Annotated in this window: 15 protein-coding genes; 10 read left to right on the top strand and 5 right to left on the bottom strand. The window is 68.6% G+C overall.

Features of this window, described 5'->3' with window-relative positions; genetic code table 11:
- Positions 1-717 precede the first annotated feature (717 nt).
- The 5 genes from HNQ79_RS29470 to HNQ79_RS29450 are packed head-to-tail and all read left to right on the top strand — an operon-like array spanning position 718 to position 5,256.
- Positions 718-828, top strand: coding sequence for a keywimysin-related RiPP (locus tag HNQ79_RS29470; RefSeq protein WP_185036034.1), 111 nt, complete (start codon positions 718-720; stop codon positions 826-828).
- Positions 829-854: 26 nt separating this feature from the next.
- A complete protein-coding gene (locus HNQ79_RS29465; RefSeq protein WP_185036033.1) occupies positions 855-2,711 on the top strand; it encodes a lasso peptide isopeptide bond-forming cyclase in 1,857 nt (618 codons plus the stop codon).
- 39 nt (positions 2,712-2,750) lie between these two features.
- Positions 2,751-3,005 carry a lasso peptide biosynthesis PqqD family chaperone gene (locus HNQ79_RS29460; RefSeq protein ID WP_185036032.1) on the top strand — a complete coding sequence of 85 codons (255 nt, stop codon included), beginning with the start codon at positions 2,751-2,753 and terminating at the stop codon, positions 3,003-3,005.
- Positions 3,002-3,436, top strand: coding sequence for a lasso peptide biosynthesis B2 protein (locus HNQ79_RS29455; protein WP_185036031.1), 435 nt, complete (start codon positions 3,002-3,004; stop codon positions 3,434-3,436). The genes HNQ79_RS29460 and HNQ79_RS29455 overlap by 4 nt, the downstream gene beginning before the upstream one ends.
- On the top strand, positions 3,433-5,256 hold the full coding sequence (locus HNQ79_RS29450) for an ABC transporter ATP-binding protein (RefSeq protein ID WP_185036030.1): 1,824 nt from the start codon (positions 3,433-3,435) through the stop codon (positions 5,254-5,256). Before HNQ79_RS29455 ends, HNQ79_RS29450 begins: the two co-directional genes overlap by 4 nt.
- A gap of 137 nt (positions 5,257-5,393) precedes the next feature.
- Here the strand turns inward: HNQ79_RS29450 and HNQ79_RS29445 are convergent, their stop codons facing one another.
- A complete protein-coding gene (locus tag HNQ79_RS29445) occupies positions 5,394-5,837 on the bottom strand; it encodes an ankyrin repeat domain-containing protein (protein WP_185036029.1) in 444 nt (147 codons plus the stop codon).
- 264 nt (positions 5,838-6,101) lie between these two features.
- A complete protein-coding gene (locus tag HNQ79_RS29440; protein WP_185036028.1) occupies positions 6,102-7,178 on the bottom strand; it encodes a DUF4352 domain-containing protein in 1,077 nt (358 codons plus the stop codon).
- Between the two features lie 1,354 nt (positions 7,179-8,532).
- Here HNQ79_RS29440 and HNQ79_RS29435 point away from each other — a divergent pair.
- Positions 8,533-8,817 (top strand): hypothetical protein, encoded by a 285-nt coding sequence (locus tag HNQ79_RS29435; RefSeq protein WP_185036027.1) that lies wholly within the window; start codon positions 8,533-8,535, stop codon positions 8,815-8,817.
- Positions 8,818-9,822: 1,005 nt separating this feature from the next.
- Here the strand turns inward: HNQ79_RS29435 and HNQ79_RS29430 are convergent.
- A complete protein-coding gene (locus HNQ79_RS29430; RefSeq protein ID WP_185036026.1) occupies positions 9,823-11,223 on the bottom strand; it encodes an MFS transporter in 1,401 nt (466 codons plus the stop codon).
- Between the two features lie 95 nt (positions 11,224-11,318).
- Here HNQ79_RS29430 and HNQ79_RS29425 point away from each other — a divergent pair, with 95 nt between their 5' ends.
- From HNQ79_RS29425 to HNQ79_RS29415, 3 genes are all read left to right on the top strand, one after another.
- Positions 11,319-11,897 (top strand): helix-turn-helix domain-containing protein, encoded by a 579-nt coding sequence (locus HNQ79_RS29425; protein WP_185036025.1) that lies wholly within the window; start codon positions 11,319-11,321, stop codon positions 11,895-11,897.
- A gap of 1,670 nt (positions 11,898-13,567) precedes the next feature.
- Positions 13,568-14,461: a 3-methyl-L-tyrosine peroxygenase-related protein gene (locus tag HNQ79_RS29420; RefSeq protein ID WP_185036024.1), complete on the top strand. Its 894-nt coding sequence runs from the start codon at positions 13,568-13,570 to the stop codon at positions 14,459-14,461.
- Between the two features lie 58 nt (positions 14,462-14,519).
- On the top strand, positions 14,520-14,744 hold the full coding sequence (locus HNQ79_RS29415; protein ID WP_185036023.1) for a hypothetical protein: 225 nt from the start codon (positions 14,520-14,522) through the stop codon (positions 14,742-14,744).
- On the opposite strand, the gene HNQ79_RS29410 is transcribed toward HNQ79_RS29415, so the two are convergent.
- Positions 14,731-14,934, bottom strand: a complete 204-nt coding sequence (locus tag HNQ79_RS29410; RefSeq protein ID WP_185036022.1) for a cold-shock protein — start codon at positions 14,932-14,934, stop codon at positions 14,731-14,733. The two genes, HNQ79_RS29415 and HNQ79_RS29410, sit on opposite strands and share 14 nt — an antisense overlap.
- Positions 14,935-15,665: 731 nt before the next feature.
- Positions 15,666-16,439 (bottom strand): MBL fold metallo-hydrolase, encoded by a 774-nt coding sequence (locus HNQ79_RS29405; protein ID WP_185036021.1) that lies wholly within the window; start codon positions 16,437-16,439, stop codon positions 15,666-15,668.
- A 193-nt stretch (positions 16,440-16,632) separates the two neighbouring features.
- On the opposite strand from HNQ79_RS29405, the gene HNQ79_RS29400 reads away from it, so the two are divergent.
- On the top strand, positions 16,633-18,171 hold the full coding sequence (locus HNQ79_RS29400; RefSeq protein WP_185036020.1) for a glutamine synthetase family protein: 1,539 nt from the start codon (positions 16,633-16,635) through the stop codon (positions 18,169-18,171).
- Positions 18,172-18,196: the final 25 nt, after the last annotated feature.

The following is an 18,196-nucleotide window of genomic DNA, read 5'->3' as shown; positions in this document are numbered from 1 at the left end:
GCCAGAAGGGCGTCCAGGTCTGTCTTCACACACTGACCAACGGGCGCCCTTCGCCATGGTCGCGACCAGCACAAACATCGGACTCATTCATCTAGGGGGATGCTCTTGCCGCGGCCCTTCCAGGAGTAGCTGACCGCCGCGGTCGTAGCTGTCCGTGTTCCCGGCCGGGCGGGCCGGACGGCTCCTTCGGCTGCTGCCCGTAGGAGGTCAGCTTTCTGCCCGTCGTGTCAGGACCGGGAGTAACCCCATAAGTGCGACGATTGGGTTATTTGCGGGCCCGAACAGTGAGATCGGCGGTCGCTTCCAGCCATTCGGGCAAGTACGCACGGGAGAGAAGTGCGGTGAAGAGAGCAAGTGCGCCCGGGCGGCTCCGGTCAGTTCGCGCCGTTGCACATCCTTAGGGAAGACTGCTGTGCACTTGGGGTCGCGCAGGTGGAAACGTTTCTTTGCACTTCAGGAGCCCCCGCGCCCGAAGTTTTATTTTTGGCCGGAATCTTTGGCCTGCGACGCAGACGTCCGACCGGATGCGCATTCTTCGGATTATCCGATTTTCTTCGGCGCCCTTGCCTCGGCACTTGCACATACGAATAGCTATGACGTGCACCCGCTCTCCCGTTCCGGGCTTCCGACAAGCCCTGGGCAGGGCGGCTGTGGTCCGGTCTCCGGTCCACAGCCGGCCAGGGAGGCCGGCGCGCACATCTGCGCGAAGGAGACGTCATGAAGAAGGCTTACGAAGCGCCCACGCTCGCCAAGCTGGGGACGTTCCGCAAGACGACCGGGCTCCTGGGGCGCTCGGGCAACGACCGGCTGCTCCTGAGCAAGAACTGACGGACCAACGGTTCTGACCACACGTCATGACTGAACTGCACGAGAGTGCGGGGACGGGCCCCGGCGACGCGCACTTCACGGTTTACACCGACCGTGAGGACGCGGCCGCCGTGGCCCGTTCCCTCTCCCGCCCCGGAACCCGTACCCTCACCCATGCCTCGGGCCGTCCCTGGATCGTCGGCCGCTGGCACGACACCGAAATCACCACCGCGCACGCCGGCCGTACCGGTCTCGCTGTCATCGGCTGCTGCCCGGTGGACACCTCCGAACTGGAGCGCCGCGCCGGACGGTTGCGTGACCTCCGCGAACTCGACGCCCTGGCCCGCTCCCTCCCGGGGAGCTTCCATCTCATCGCCGCGCACGACGGGCAGATCAGGGTCCAGGGCACAGCCTCCGGGCTCCGACTGGTCTTCCACGCGGCGGTCGAGGGTGTGCAGGTCGCTGCCAGCCGTGCCGATGTACTGGCCGCGGCGCTCGGCGCCGCGCTGGACGAAGAGCAACTGGCGGTCCGCTTGCTGTGGCCGGTTCCGCATCCGCTCACCGAAGCGCCCATGTGGCGCGGCATCAGTGCCGTATCCCCGCAGGACGCGCTGACCGTCGCGGCGGACGGCCGGACCGTAGGCCACTCCCGCTGGTGGACACCACCGGAGCCCTCGCGCACCCTCGCCGAGGGCGCCCCCCTCGTCCGCGACGCCCTCACCGCGGCGGTCGATGCCCGTACCCGGCAGGGCGGCGTCGTCAGCTCCGATCTGTCCGGCGGCCTGGACTCCACCTCCGTCTGCTTCCTGGCGGACCGCTCACCGGCTCACGTGGTGGCGAGCACCTGGCCGGGACGCGATCCCGCCGACACCGACCTGCACTGGGCCCAACAGGCAGCCCGCTCCATGCCGGACGTCGAGCACGTGGTGTGGGACGCCGACGCCTCCCCACTGGTCTACGACGACCTGCTCAGCATCGAGGACCTGCTGGACGAACCGACCATCGGCGTCATGGACCGCTCCCGGGTCCTGCACCACCTGCCCGCCATGGCCGAGCGAGGCAGCCGACTGCATCTGACCGGCATCGGCGGCGACCATGTGGCCTGGTGCTCCGAGGCGTACTACCACCGCTTGGCGCGGACCCGACCGCTGTTCGCACTGCGGCAGCTGCGCGGGTTCCGGGCCCTGTGGCAGTGGCCGCTGGATGGCACGGCACGGGCGCTGACCGATTCACGGCCGTACGGGAAGTGGCTCGCCGACTCCAGCACTCGCCTGCGCGACCCGCTGCCCACCTCCGTGAGTACCGGCCTCGGCTGGGGCATGCCCCCACGCCTCTTCGACTGGGTCACCCCCGACGCAGAACGGGCAGCACAGCGAGCACTGCGCGAGGCAGCGGCGCACGCGATTCCGTTGCACCCGGACCGCGGGCTGCACGCCGACCTCGAGCAGATCCGCTCCTGCACGCGCATGCTGCGCCAGTGGGACCGGATGGCAGCCCGGGCAGGCGTGCCGATGGCCTCACCGTTCCTCGACGACCGCGTCATCGAGGCATGCCTGGCGGTGCGCCCGAGCGAACGTGTCACGCCCTGGCAGTACAAACCGCTGCTGACCGCCGCGATGAGCGGGATCGTCCCCGACGCGTGCCTGCGGCGCACCAACAAGGCCGCCGCGTCCATGGACGCCGCCAATGGACTGCGCGCACACCGCGCCGACCTGGTGGCCCTGTGGAAGGACTCCCGGCTGGAGCAGTGGGGACTGGTCGACGGAAGCGCGCTGCGCAAGCTCGCCCAGCGGCCGGGAACGCCCGAACTGCGCGACGCGATCCTCTATTCCACCATCGCGGCCGAAAGCTGGCTGCGCGGCCTGGCCCGTACGACCGAGTCCACCGCGCAGGCCCGTTCCTGAACTGTTCGCTGCACTCCACCCGGGAAAGGTACGTACACCATGGCATTGCGGTTCGGCGCCAACGTCTCCGCGGCGGAGACCGAGTACGGCACGGTCCTTCTTGACGAACGCGGCGGCCAGTACTACGAGTTGAATCCCACCGCCACCCTGGTGGTCAAGACGCTGCTGGCGGGCGGTGACGAAGCGGAAGCGGTCGCCGCTGTCACCGGTGAGTTCGACGTCGACGACACCCAGGCGAGGCAGGACGTCGCCGCCCTGGTCCAGCAGTTGCGGAGCTCGGGGCTGGCAGAATGACGACCCCAAGCGCACTGGAGCGGCCCACCGGAGTCCCCTTCGCCCGGCGCCTGGCCGCCCGCCTCGTCCTGCTACCCGCCCTCGTGCTCGCCCTGCTGCCGCCCCGCCGGATCCGTGCCGTGCTCGGCCTCGCACGCCGCGGCGCCAGGCCGGCCACCGGCGTACAGGCCAAGAACGCACGGGATGCCATGTGCGCGGTGAGCCTGCGCTGCGCCGGTCCGATGGGCTGTCTTCCCCGTTCCCTGGGAGCAGCCCTGCTGTGCCGCCTGACAGGGACCTGGCCGACCTGGTGCACAGGGGTACGCGTGGTGCCACCGTTCACCGCGCACGCCTGGGTCGAGGTGGACGGCCGCCCCATCGACGAGGGGGTACCTGACAACTACTTCACCCGGCTCATCACAGTCGCTGCCACGAGCCGATCGGGCCGATGACCCAGACCGTCGCAGATCAGCCACAGCCCACCACCGGGGGCGACCGCTCCACGCACGCCGCAATCGCCACCATGTACCGACTGACCGACGGGCACCGCACCTCCGCCCTCATCGCCACCGCGCTCACCCTCGTCGGCTCCGCCCTCGGCCTGGCCCAGCCGCTCGTCGCGAAGCAGGTCGTGGACGCGAGCGGACGTGGACAGGTACTGGGGCCCCTGCTGCTGCTCCTGGCCGCACTCTTCGTCACCGAAGCGGCAACCGGAGCGATGGGCCGTTTCGTACTGGAACGCATGGGGGAGGGCGTCGTACGGCAACTGCGTCACAGCCTGGTGGGGCGGCTGCTCCACCTGGAGATGCGCGAGTACGACAAGCACCGCAGTGCCGACCTCATCTCGCGCGTCACCACCGACACCACGCTGCTCAGAGAAGTGGTTTCCCAGGCGCTGGTCGACCTCGTCACCGGCACCCTCGTCGCCGCCGGGGCGATCCTGCTCATGCTGTGGATCGACCCGCTGCTCCTCCTCCTGGTCGCGGCGACCGTAGCGGTCGCCGCCGTGATCGTCGCGGCGCTGCTGAAGGGCATCCGGGCCGCCTCCGAGCGCATGCAGACCTCCATCGGCGCCATCGCAGCCGACCTGGAACGCGCGCTCGGCGCCCTGCCGATGGTCCGGGTGCACCGCGCGGAGGACCGGGAAGCCGCCCGCATCGGCGAATGCGTCGAATCGGCGTACAGCGCCGGTGTACGGACTGCGAAACTCGCCTCCCTGATGAGCCCGGCCGTGGAACTGGCCGTACAGGGCTCCTTCTTGATCGTCCTGGTCATCGGCGGCCTGCGGGTGAGCTCAGACGCCAACTCTCTCGGCGACCTGGTCGCCTTCCTGCTCTACGCCTCGTACCTGGCCCTGCCGCTGTCCTCGGTCTTCCGCGCGATCGGCCTCATCCAGCGAGGCATGGGGGCCTACCAGCGCATCGGACACGCACTGTCCCTACCCTGCGAACCCGCACCGACCCACCTGCCGGCCGTACGCCCGCGCACCCTGCGGCTCGCCCAGCCGACCGCTGGGCAGGAGCAGCCCGCCCTCGCGCTGCAGGACCTCACCTTCGGCTACGACCGGGGCCGGCCTGTGCTGCGCGGCGTCTCCCTCAGTGCCCCCCACCGGAGCCAGACAGCTCTGGTCGGCCGCTCGGGGGCGGGCAAGAGCACGATCTTCGCCCTGGTGGCCAGATTCTATGAACCCGATGGCGGTGACCTGCTCTTCGACGGCCGGCCCGCCACTGAGCTGAGCCGCCAGGAGTGCCGGTCACGCATCGCGATCGTCGACCAGAACACGCACGTCGTCCACGGCACGCTGCGCGCCAACATCACCTACGCCCAACCCCACGCCTCCGAGGCGGAAATTCAGCGCGTGGTCGAACTCGCCCAGCTCACCGACGTCGTCACACGTCTGCCCGGCGGACTCTCAGGGATGCTCGGCGAACGCGGGGGCACCCTCTCCGGAGGCGAGCGCCAAAGAGTCGCCCTGGCCCGTGCCCTCCTGGCCCGGCCCGCCCTCCTGCTGCTGGACGAGCCGACCTCCCACCTGGACGCCGTCAACGAAACCGCTCTCACCACCGTGATGCGCGAGGTGGCCCAGGAATGCGCCGTACTGGTCATCGCGCACCGTCTGTCCACTGTGCAGCACGCCGATCGCATCGTCGTCCTGGACAAGGGCACGGCCGTCGCCTGCGGACGCCACGAAGAACTTCTCACCACGAGCCCCGTCTACCGCGAGCTGGCCGCCGGACAGATACTCCGGTCGGCCACACATACGTCCAGATGAAGACCACACACGCCCGCGCGGCCTTTGCCGTCCTGGGCTCGGGGTGTTGACCGCCTTCGCCGACGCCAGCGTACTGTCCGGTCCCCTCTACGGCGGCAGCGTGCCTGTTGCGAAAGTGAGTAGGCTGCTTCCCCTCGCTACATAGCTGGGTGAGGCTTCGTTGCGGGGTGCCCTCCCGCTGCCCCGAGAATTGCAACAGTGTCGGGGTGGGGGCCATTGTCCGCCCAGTCCAGCGGGGACCAGCCTGCGCCGTGGTCTTCGCGGAGGGCGGGATCGGCGCCATGCGCCAACAGTTCCCTGACCGTTGCGGTGTGTCCCCAGCAAGCAGCTGCGCACAGTGGTGTGCCCTCCGTGCCTGGGCCGCTGCTTTCGGTGTCGGGGGAGGCCCCGGCCTCCATGAGCAGGCGGGCCACCTCGGCCTCGCCCTGCACCGATGCCAGGTACAGGGGAGTGGTGCCGTCAGTGCTCCTTCTCTCCGGACTTGCTCCACGGCGCAGAAGCGTCTTCGTGCTCTGGGCGTCGCCTGAAAGGATTGCCCCGAAAAGGCGCCGGGAGTGCTTCTTCTGCTGTCGCTGCGTCATAGCCGGTGAGGCTAGCGATCACGGGTACGCCAGAACCACTCTTATCCATTCGTTGATCATTGCGGTCGGCACAGTGGCCTCCACCGCCCGCCCCGGCCCGTACTTGCCGTTCCGCCCGTCCGGCTGCCCGGCCCGCGGTGGGGAGGAAGCCGCGCGGGTGGAAGAAGGGGCCGGGGGCCGAGCGGGACGTGCCTGCCCGGCACCCCCGTCGGCGTGGGCCCGGGGTCAGGACTCAAGGAGCGATGACAATGCTGTGACCGTGCATCAGGAGACGCGCCACGCAAGGGGCTTCGCTCTCTTGGGGGTGAAGTTCACGGTGACGGGCTTGTCGCCCTTGTCGACGAGGTAGACACCGCACTGCTGGACGGTCCTGCCGGGCTGGACCATGCCGTCGGGGACTCTGGACGCACATCCCTCGGGCTTGGCACCGCCGATGGAGATCAGGAGCATCTGCGATACCCGCTGTCCTGCCTCGGTGCGAAGGACCACCGCGTCGTCCATGGAGGGGGCCAGTTCGGTCGTTCCCTTGTTGCGGTACTCGAACGTGACGAAGTACAGGTCGGCGTCCTTCTCCCCGGCGTCGAGGTCGTAGCCGGCCAGTGCGTCGATACCGACCTTGCGCACGCTCTTCGGCGTGACGGTGAGGGGGAAACCCTTGCCGTCCGAGCCTGTCCATGTGGCCTCGGCGGGCCGTCCTGCAGGCAGGATGCCGCTGTCGTCGGCGTCACCGCCCTCGACCTTCCAGATCTGCGTGCCGGAGTCGTCCCGGTAGGAGACCGTGGCGGGCTTGGCATCCTTGGGAAGCATGACGACCTGGCACTCCAGGGCGGTCTGACCCGCGGCCAGGTTCGTCGGTGCGTTGGTGCCGGTGCACGTCTCCAGCGGGCCGGTACCGGGCTTGCCCAGCGGGTTGGTGTGGAAGAACGACATGCGCTGACCGCGGAAGCCGTCGGCGAGCACGAGGGCGAACCGGCTCGGGGCCGTGCCTGCATCGAAGGTGGCCGTACCGGAGTTGGCGACGGACACGGTCAGGTAGTGCGGCACCATCCCCTTCATGCCGTCCTCCAGCCGGACATCCGCGACATCGGTGTCCGTCCCGCGCGTGAGGGAGACGGGTGCGACCTTCAGATCGAATGCCTTCTCCTCGGTGTCGGTGTACTTCACCTGCCGTGCGGAGGTGTCGAGACGCAGCGGCGTGGCGGGGGACGCGGCCCTGGTTGCCTTCGGCTTGTCGCCGCTCGCGTTCTTGCCGGTCTGACCCGAATCCCCACAGCCGGTCAGAAGCAGGGCGACGAGGCCTGCTCCGGCGATGGTCGTGATCCGGCATTTTGCGCGCTGCACTGCAACCCCCGTGGTTCGTGTGGTTCTTCGCAACTCCCGTTGCGTATGAGGCCAACCCTAAGTGTCAGGTAAGGGGCGTGTGCGCCAGGTGCCCCTGGTCAGCGAACCGGGCAACGGCAAACGAGCCCGTGATACGCACCCGTCGTTGTGTATTCCTGAGACGCCTTCGCCGCACGGACGGCCGACGTCCTGCGGCCTGGCGCATGGTCAGTTTTGCGGCGCCGAGAAGCCATTGGGCCTCTGGTCCGGTAGCTTGCGGCCCTCCTCCACCGTGACCCGAAGGCGCAGATGCGGTGTTCACGGGCGGCAGCGGAGCTGCTGAACGAGGCGGGCGAGTTCGACCAGACGCGGGACGAGGGGTGGCTTTGTACCTCAGTGAGTTTTCGCCGACTTGGAGTTGCAGGTCAAAGGGCTTGAAGCATCGACTCTGCGTTCGCTCGCGCTGGTCGTGGGCGGTTGCTGGGGGTAGATCGTTGGTCAGCGGTCGGCTTTTCGGTTCTGAAGCACGGCTCGTCATCCCGGCCCTGTACCTGCAGGCGGGTTCGGGCCGCGGGGTTCGGGGCGGTGTCAGGTTCGCCCCTCGCAGAGGACCAAGTCGTCCGCCCGGGACCATGAGCGGATGTCCGAGGAACCGAACCCGATGCTCAGCCTGTGGCCGCTCGTGCCGTCCGGTGCCACCTACTGACCGCTGGAGAGCTGTGCGGCGACGGTCCAACCGGTTCATGCCTAGGACGATGCCTGACGCGGTATGGGTCCTCAACGCACTCTACGAACACGATCAGGGACCCCACGAAGCCGTCGCACGACGAGTACCACGACGCACGTCTTGTCGACGGGAGTACCCGGCCCCACATGGTCGGAGGCATCGACCACGACGCCGTGAGCATCGCCACGGGGGGAGGTCTGGGCCGTGCCCGGCACCCCGGCCCTGGCTGGCGCCGGCTGCGCTGGACCGAGCCTGCCCGGCGGACCGGTGACCCGATAGTGCCCGACGGGCTGATGCCCTTCTTCCGCTGCTTTCCCTCGGCCAAGAAGGAGGGCAGCTGGCCGCTGGGCACGGTCCCAGGAACCGAAGGAAGCACCCGTTTCGGCCCGGTCCTCACGCGGGCCCACTCCGAGACCTCCGGCCCCGCCGTGCCCTGGCCGACCCGGGTGCCCAAGAGAACGCGCCGTCACCATCCGCTCGCAGGCGACCTACGACACTCATCCCTCACCGGCGCGTATGTCCGGCAAGTGGGTGAAAGTCCGCGCCACCGCGCAACCTTGGCCACGTTATGCCGGTTGGCCCGGGCGTCGGCACCCGCACGGGGGTGCTGTGTCCTTATCGGAAGGAGCGCTCAGCAGAATGCACCATATGAACAAGCGTGTGTGGGCGGGGTCGTTGGTGGTCCTGGCCGGGACCGGTATGTCCGCCACGTCGGCTATGGCCGACGAGTCGCCGCACGGCCACTATTCGCAGAGCATCGAAGTCATTCGTGACGTCTGTCCGACCGTTCAGGACATCGACGTCATTGTTATTCCCGAAGTGCTGGACGAGGCTCGCGCTTTCCAGTGCAACGAGATCCGTCAGAAATCACAGTACACGGACGAGTCCGCCGCTCCCGCTCTGCCGATTCTGGGCCAGGTCGTCAACCGCTGAAACGAGGTCGTGGACCGCTCAAGCGCAGGTCGGTGCGCGCAGGGCGGTCCCGGTCGGCTCGTAGTTGTCGAGCACCCCGCGCCCGGTCCGCGCCTTCCAGTCCATCCGCAGCGCGACCAGTGGGTCCGCACGTCCTTGTCGTCGGCGATCACGGCGATGCCGCACTGCGGCTGAAGTGGTCAGGGGCTGGCCGGGGTGTCCGCAACCGGTGCACGGGAGCGCCGATCGTGCCCAGGCCAGATCGACAGCCCCCGTCGGCAAGCGTCTTCTGCTCAGGGTCTCCATCGGGAACTCCAGGACCGCCCCCGGATGCCGCCCAGGTAAGGCAACGACGGCCTCGGACATGAAGTGGCGCACCGACATGGCGCCGGTCGTCACCCGTACTGGTCCGGCATCGCCATAGTCGAGTGTGCCGAGCCGGCGCCGTGCCAGGTCCAGGCCCTGACATCGGGCCTTCCGGAACCGACCGCACGGACAGGCGTTGTGCCACCATGCAGACCGCGGTAAAGCTTCAGGCCACGAGTTCATATCGCCGAATGCCTCGCTGAATCGATGTCCCTCGTATGTACTCGCGGCCCGGGCGGTGCCCGGCCTCTGGCGACGTCCACAGCCGGAGAGCAAGCGTGCAGGTCATGGTCATTCGATAGTGACGAGGCGGTCCACCGTTACGGCGCCCACCGACGGCCGGGACGGCGTAGTGCAGGAACGCCTGTTGACCAAGGCGGTCGGAGCCTCCGAGGGCGGCCACGCCCGCAAGCCCAAGGCCTCTTCACGCTACGGAGGCACCCGGCGGCGCGTGGCCGATACGACCAGAGGTCACCCGCGTTCATGGGCCCGGCGTGCAGTCGAGGACGCGTACCGGTGCGTTCCCCCACCGTTGCGAACTGTGGTGGCGATGACCCCGGTCATTGAGGACCGGACTCCTCGAAACGCGACGGCGAACGGCCCGTCGACAGCACGGAATGACACGGCCCGCTTCACGACCAGAACCTAAAGCAGCGTGTTTCAGAGGGATTTGCCGGCTGCGGGCTGTGAGGCGCGTGCCACTACGAGGAGGAACAGTCCGCAGGCCGCTACGAGCAGCCATCCTGGGCGTGAGGCGGCGGCGAGACCGGCAGGGCCGGCGCCCGCGATCAGACCCCCGGCAACGGCGATACCGAGTGCCGCGCCGAGCTGGCGCGCGGTGGAGGTGATCGCCCCCGCTACGCCGGCCCGGGACGGGGGCAGACCGCTGACCGCGGTATTGGTCAGTGGGGCGTTGGCGAAGCCGAATCCGATGCCGATCAGCAGGTGGGCGAGAAGGATCAGCGGAATGCTCGTGTCCTGGTTCAGGCCGATCAGGCACAGACCGCCGGCTGTGGTGAACCCGGCCCCGAGAAGCAGCGGGTGTCTCGGCCCGAAACGGCCCACCAGAGCGCCCGCCCACGGCGCGCACAGGGTTGCACCGAGTGCCATGGGCAGGGTCGAGGCGCCGGCCTCAAGCGGTGTCCAGCCGCGAGTGTGCTGGAGGTAGAAGGTGTTGAGCAGCAGGCTCACGTTCAGTGCGACGAACACCGCCATGGCACCGAGGGCTGCCGTGGCGAACGGCGGCCGGCGGAAGAGGCCGAGGTCCATCAGGGGTTCGCTGCGGCGCGATTGCACGAGGACGAAGCCGGCCGTCGCCGCTGTGATCAGGGCGTAGACGGCGAGGGCTGTGGGTGAGGCCCAGCCGATGCGGGGTCCTTCGATGAGAACTCCGACAGAGAGGCAGAGAACCACAGTGAGGAGTACCTGGCCGGGCAGATCCAGGCGCCGGGGGTGCTTCGCGCGGGACTCGGGGACGAACACGGCGACCAGGACCAGGGCGGCGATCACGACCGGGGCGTTGATCCAGAACACCGAGCGCCAGCCGAAGGCGGCGATGAGCGCCCCGCCGGTGACGGGGCCCGCCGCCATGCTGAGCCCGAACACCGATGCCCACACGCCGATGGCCCGGGCACGTTCGCGTGGGTCGGGCATCGCGTTGACCACTATCGCCAGCGCCACCGGACTCAGCATGGAGGCCCCCACTCCCTGAACGGCCCGGGCCGCGACGAGTACGCCGAACGACGGGGCGAGGGCGCAGGCGAGGGAGGCCAGGCCGAAGACGAGCAGTCCGCACTGGAAGATGCGGCGGCGCCCGAAGCGGTCCGCGAGCGCGCCGGAAACGATGAGGAGGCTGGCCAGCACCACCGTGTAGGCGTTGACGACCCATTCGAGGCCACGGGTGTCCACGTCCAGGCCCCGGCCGACCTCGGGCAGGCCCACGTTGACGATGGTGGTGTCCACCCCCACCAGGAACATGCTGAGCGCGCAGACGGTCAGCACCGTCCAGCGTCGGCGCGCGCTCAGTGGCGAGGGGGGAGCGGTCAGGGATGCGGCGGACATGGGAAGTCCCCCTTCTACGGGATCGGTTGCCGCCCAGGCTCGGGCCGGGGGAGGGCCCAGGCCCAGGAAATTTGCGGAGATTGCAAAATGGCCGCATGGACACCGAACTCGCGGAACTCCTCGCCGGCATCGGCCCACGGCTGCGCGCCCTGCGGCGCGACCGCAACCTCACCCTCGAAACGCTCGCCAAGGACACCGGAATCTCCGTAAGCACGCTGTCCAGGCTGGAGTCGGGCCGGCGGCGTCCGACGCTCGACCTGCTCATCCCACTCGCACAGGCCCACCGCGTCGCGCTGGATCAGCTGGTGACCGCACCGCCCACCGGTGATCCCCGCGTCCATCTGAAGCCGCGGAGCCGGGAGCCCGGAAGTGTCCTCGTCCCGCTGACGCAGTACCCGGGCCGCGTCCAGGTCTTCAAGCAGGTGCTCGCGCACCGCGAGCCGCGGCTGGTGGCCCACTCCGGCTACGAATGGCTCTACGTGCTCGCAGGCGAGCTCCGCCTCATTCTCGGGAAGCGCGAGCTCATCCTGCGGCCGGGTCAGGTGGCTGAGTTCGACACCGGTGAACCCCACTGGTTCGGCCCCGCCCACGCCGAAGCGGTGGAAATCCTGCACCTGTTCGGCCCCCACGGCGACCAGGCGGTCATCCGCACCACTCCGACGGCAAACGACTGAGCGCGCACATCCCGAACCGGAGGCGGCCCCAGGACCGGGCCACCGGCATCATCCCGGTGCGTCGGTCCGCCCGCACGACCCTGGACCTCTTGGAACAGCGGGCAGCCGGCTGAGCGCTGAGCAGCGATGAACCGCCCGGCCCCGAGACGCACCGCCGAGCTGCTCGGGTGGCCCGTCTGACTCACCGCTGGAGGGCGGTCAGCCCGCCGTTGACCTCGTCGGGGCGTTCCTGCTTGCTGCTTCCATTGGCCGCCGTTTCCCCGGAGGTGGGCGGCGGACAGGGCGGGGAGGGTGGCGGGGTAGGCGTCGATGGCGTCGGCATCCAGGTGGTCGAGGCGTCAGGGCGTCGCCCACGAACAGGGCGGGCTGTGTGATCGGGGCTCCGCGGTGGTCGGAAAGACCTTCCCCCTAGTGGCACGGGCATACTCCCTGGACGTGCCCAGCCCGGCGGTGGCGCGTCGGTTGCTCGGGAACCCGCCTGGCACATCCGCAGGTGTAGCGGCAGGCCGCCTCGGCGGTTCGGTGAATCGCTGCTGAGACCAAGGGCCCACTCTCAGAGAGCGTTCGGCTGGATCCTTTTCCGGCCCGATGCGCTTCCGCCGTCCACGGTGATCGACGCACCTGTCATAAAGGGAAGTCGTCGGACGCGAGCCCGAGTACTGCGCGTGCGCTTTTCTCGGCGTCGCCGGGTACTGCGCGTGCGCTTTTCTCGGCGTCGGCCGCAAGAACACGCCTCGGGCGGGGGTGGCCTGGACGTGGTCCCACTCCTCGACGCCCATCTCATGGGGGAGTTTGCCGCTGCCGACGCCGGCGTCGTTGCAGGCCACGTCGATGCCGCCGTAACGGCTCGCGACCCGGTCCATGCAGTTCTGTACCTGGGCGGCCATCGGCCTGGATGCACGTGACTTCGCCGCCCGCGTCCCGTAACTCCCGTTCCCCCTGGCGTCCCAAGTCGTCTCGCCTGCCACAGAATGCGACATGGCGGTGTCCCAGTCCCAGCTCAACGACCTCGGGCTGATCGACTCGGCATCCTGGAGGCTGTGGCGGCGCGCGTCCCTGATTCCCCAGCGGGGCAGCGCCCGGTGATACGGGAGCAGTCCCCAGGGATGGTCCGCGTTACATGCCGTGCGGCAAATGGCCACAAGGGCGCCGAGATGACGAAGTGAGGCCTGTCGTCCAAGCATGAACCAGCCCAGTCAGTCATCTGCGAGGGCCCCGCAAGATCCATCCATGACGGCGTTCCTGCCATGACACGGCGTCCCGTTTGCCCTGCATCCGGTGATCGACATGCTGGGCGTGGGCAATCAGTGCAGTCTGGTGTTTGCGGTGGACTACCGTCCGCGGGAAACAGTGGAATGAATCCCGCCCGGCCTGCTCCGCGGCCGCACCGCCGGTGGGGGTCGTGGCCGGACCACAGGCGGTTCCGGCTTCTGAGCAGGCCGCAGGGCACCGCCCGGGCCGCGAGTGCGTCCGTCTGGAAATCGACTCAGTGAGGCGTTCGGCGATATGAATTCGTGGCCTCCAGCCTTTGCCGAGGTGTGCCACCTCGGCACCCCTCCTGTACCTCCTGTATGTGCGATCGCGCGGCGACGTGCACGACCTGAGGGCACGCGCCCGCGCCCTGCGGGCAGGCGCAGAGATGCGCAAGCCGGCATACCTGGGGTGCTCAGATGACGGCCGCCCGTTGCGACGTGGCACCGCCGGCGCTGCACCTGGTACTGCCCGAGGCGGACTTGCCGTCCTCCGGTGCCGAATGCCCGTCCTCTTGCGGGGCGGCGCTCGAACGCCAGTGGCGGACATCGGAGTGGGTCATGCTGACCCGGCAGGCCGAGCACGGGAAGCCCCTTATCGGCTTCCCTTCTCCGCGCCAACCGGCGGATCTGGCCTGGCACCGGTGGCTGGTCGGCCACCAAGTCACATTCCTGGAGTGGTCGCTTCTGCGGGACGTGCTGACACACGAGCAGTCCGCACCGGCTGAGGAGGTGGTCCGGTTGCTGGACCTGTACTCGGCGTTGCTGCTGTACGCGGGAAGCTGCTCGCCTGCCCTCTATCACCACATTGTCCGGCCGCGCATGGCACAGGCTCATCCCGCATTCAGCGGCGAGTGGGCACGCGACTACCAGGGACTGCCCCGTCTCCTCAAACGCGCGGCGGACGCCGGTCCGCCCGCCATGGCCCAGGCCGCGCGACGCAATCACCGCGTGCACGCCGCGGTGGCGGCCCATCTCGTCCCCGAGGGGGCCTCCCTGCTCCAGCAGGCCGGACGGGGGGCGGGAGAAGAGCCCAGCCAACAGGAAGCCGACCTCTACGACCGGTTCTTCCTCAGCCGCCGAGGCCCCGTATGCCGCCATGCGCTGAAAGCCCAACTGCTGCCTCGTCTGCTATGGGTCATCGCGGATCTGGAAAGCCGCGGCCTCTACTACGCCAGTCCGCCCCTCTCCCAGCAGGCACTACCCACCGCACGGGAACATCTGGTCCAGACCGAAGAGACCATCCAGACCCGACTGCGGCAGCAAGCTGTGCAGCTCGCCTACTCACTCGAGAGCAATACTGCTCAGCCCTGAGGCGACCCTGCTACCGGCACTCCGCAAACCCTCACCTCCACCGAAGCAGGGAGGTCACATGCAACCGGTAAAGGACGTCGTACTGACCGACGAGCTGCGCCGCTACATGATCGGCCACGGAACGCCCCCGGACCCCGTCGCCGAGGCCCTGGGGCCGGAGGCGCAGATGCAGGTACCACCGGAACAGGGAGCCTTGCTCACTCTCTTGGCACTGCTCCTGAGCGCCCGCCACCTGGCCGTGCTTCGGTGCTCGTCGCGGGCGGAGAGGGTCAGGCGGGGGTGATGTTCTCTGCCTGGGGGCCCTTCTGGCCCTGCGTGATGTCGAAGGAGACCTTCTGGCCTTCCTGGAGTTCACGGAAGCCGGAGGCGTTGATGTTGGAGTAGTGGGCGAAGACGTCGGGGCCTCCGCCGTCCTGCTCGATGAAGCCGAAGCCCTTTTCCGCGTTGAACCACTTCACGGTTCCCGTTGCCATGCTCAATGCCTCTCAAGTTGCAGGCCCGCACGGCGCGGACCCGAAGAGGATCATCCCCCGGCGGCGCCCGAAAAAACAGCGCCTCCTGCCAAGAATCAAACGAGCCCGGTGCCGTTGCCCGGGCATCGGCCCGGAACAACGAGGGAGCCGTCGGGTCCTGGCGCGTCGGCGTGCTCAACTTGTCGATGAGCGGGCTGGGTTCTCCTGGCCTCTGAGCATCAAGTTCGTCTTCCGCACACCCCGCGACCCGGAAGCGAGGGGGACTGGCGGAGCGCGCGAACGGCGATGGGGAGGTCCGATTGCGGCCTGACCACATGTTCAGCATTCCGACGGTATCCATCATTCAGCCGGCTCACCGCCGGCCAAGGCCAACCGGGGCATCCCGACTCCTGCCGACCCGTCCCGCCGACCCGAAGGAGGCCCACCGTACGAGGAATCCTTCACCCCACCGATCTCCCCGCGGGGTTGGCGGAACATCCCTCGGGCTGCCGGGTGATCACTACGTCACTCCGGTCTCGACCGGTGATGTGGACGTATTCATCGACAGGCCGCCGACGTGGAGTGGCGACGTGCCATTCGACCACTGCATCGGTCTTGGACAGAGCCGATCATGCCCGTCGATCATGCTGCCCAGCCGGGGCTCCTCAGAATCCTGACAGCCAGTTCGCTGGTGCTGCACGTACTGGGCGTGCTAAGGGCGGACGCGGCTGGCTGGGGTGTGCGGTACGGGATCAAGTCTCCACGCGTACCGGGCGCAGGTCGGGGAAGTGGGGGCCCACCAGCGGGGCGTCGTTCTCGCGGCAGTACGCCCGCCATGTCCGCCGTTGGAAGACGGCCTCGTCCCGGTCCCAGTCCGAGGTTCCGTGCCACTGCGGTTGCCTCAGTTCAGCCGGTGTGTGCAACAGGTCCCCGACCAGCACCAGTCGCTCCTGTCCGGAATGCAGTATGGCCACCGCGGAGCCCGGCGTGTGACCGGGAGCGGCGTGCAGGTTCAGCCAGGGAAAGAGCTCCGTCTCCGGCCCCTCCCAGAGGTTCACCTGGTCGATGAGCGGAGTGAGATGTGCGCGGATCGAGGGGTGGGAGTCACCGTCCACGTAGTAGCGCCAGTCCTCGGCGTGGACGTGGTGACGCGCATGGCGGAAGTAGACGTCACCTCCTACCGTCGCCCATCCGATGTGGTCGGCATGGAGGTGGCTCAGGACGACGTCGGTGATGTCCGCCGGATCGACGCCCTGCGCCCTGAGGGCACCGGGCAGCAGGCCGTGACGCGGCGCGGTGAAGGGAAAGAAGCCCGGATCAGGGCCGGCGCCGAGATCGACCAGTACGGTCCTCTCCTCAGGCCCCAGCACGAGAAATCCTCCGAAGGGGAACTCCAACAGGCCGTCGACGTTGAGGAGTCCTTCCTCTTGCAGTGCGGCGGCGGGGACATCAGCGAAGATGCCCTCGGGTTCCATGACGGCGTACCCGTCGATCACCGGGTGGATGGTGAGATGCCCCAGACGCATGAGCGTCCCCTTCCGACTAGTGCGAACCCTGAGTCCGGCGCCGTTTCCCGTGGCTGCCTGCGTGCTGCGGTGAACCATCCCCACGGATCCGCCCCTGTGCGGAGCGGGAGGGCCGTGCCGGGTGGCGGTGGGTATGAACAGGGACTAAAAGGGGAACAAATACTGGTAAATCTGCCAAGCGGGGGAGTTTCGGATGGCCTGCTCCAGTAGCGGAACCGGCGCGCAAACGGACGACCTGGGGATCGGGCGTCGCGGGTTCGTCCAGGACCACGGCCTCGACAGCTCCGAACGACGCGAAGCCGTTGAGCACGCAGCCACCCGAATACGTGAGCTGGGTCTGCGTACGGTCCGCATGGTCGTCGTCGACCAGCACGGCATCCCCCGGGCCAAGTTCCTGTCCGCGTCGGCCGCTGAAGCGGCCCTCGCGCGAGGGCTGAACTTCTCCAGCGCCATCTACCAGATGGACACCGGCAACACCGTTTTCACCGGCGGATTCGCCCAGGACGCCGATCCGGACCTGCCGGAGATGACAGGCTTCCCCGATGTCGTCGCCGTGCCCGACCCGGCCACTTTCCGCGTCCTTCCCTGGGCCGACCGCACCGGCTGGATGCTGTGTGACACCTATTTTCCCTCCGGCCTGCCCAATCCGCTGTGCGGCCGGGGTGTGTTCCGCCGGCAGTTGGACGCCCTCGCCCGGGACGGACTGCGCTATGTCGCAGGGCTGGAGGTGGAGTTCATGGTCGTACGGCGCGATGCCCAGCGCATCGCCCTGGACGACCTCGGCCACCCGCCGCCCCTGCCCCAGGTGTCCGCGACAGCCCACGGCTACCAATTCCTGTCCGAGACGCGCCTCGACTCCGCGCACGCCGTACTGGGTCCCTTGCGGGATGCCCTGTGGGAGGTGGGACTGCCGCCGCGGACCATGGAGGACGAATGGGGCCCGGGGCAGTTCGAGTTCACTTTCAGCCCCATGGAGGGACTCGCCGCCGCAGACGCGATGGTCGTTTTCCGCTCCACGGTCAAGCAGGTCTGCGCCCGGCACGGGCTTCTGGCCTCGTTCATGAGCACCCCGCACCTGCCGCATTCCTTCCCCTCCGGATGGCACCTGCACTCCTCGCTCGTGACCCGCGAGAGCGACAACGCTTTCGCAGACGAGCACCGCGTGCCCTCGCAAGAGGGCCTGCACTACATCGCCGGCCAGCTCCAGCACGCAGACGCCCTGACCGCGTTCGCCACCCCGACGACCAACGGCTACGGGCGCTACCGTCCCTATTCCTTCGCGCCGTGGCGCCTCGGCTGGTCGGTGGACAACCGAGGCGCCGCGATCCGCGTCGTCGGCGGCCCGGGAGACACCGGCACGCACATAGAGAACCGGCTGGGTGAGCCCTGCGCGAACCCCTACCTCTACATGGCCGCCGACCTCGCCGCCGGCCGGGACGGCATGGCCCGCCGTCTCCTGCCGCCGCCGGCGGAGACATCCGACCCTTACGCGGGTGAGGACCGGCTCCTGCCCCGCACCCTGGCGCAAGCTGTAACCGCGCTGGAGAAATCGGAGTTCTACCGAGCCGAGTTCGGGGACCGATTCGTCTCCTCCTACGTGAAGATGCGCCGCTGCGAGATCGCCCGGAGGCAGGAAGCGATCCAGGCGGCCGGCGCGGACGGTGCGGGAACCGCCGGAGCCAAGGCCGCGGCGGAGAACTGGGAGATGAGGGAGTACTTCGAGTTCTTCTAACACTGGGCCGGTCCGGAATCCGGCC

This window comes from Streptomyces candidus, assembly GCF_014207445.1.
Classification (GTDB): domain Bacteria; phylum Actinomycetota; class Actinomycetes; order Streptomycetales; family Streptomycetaceae; genus Streptomyces; species Streptomyces candidus.
This window is presented reverse-complemented; position numbering and strand designations above follow the sequence as displayed.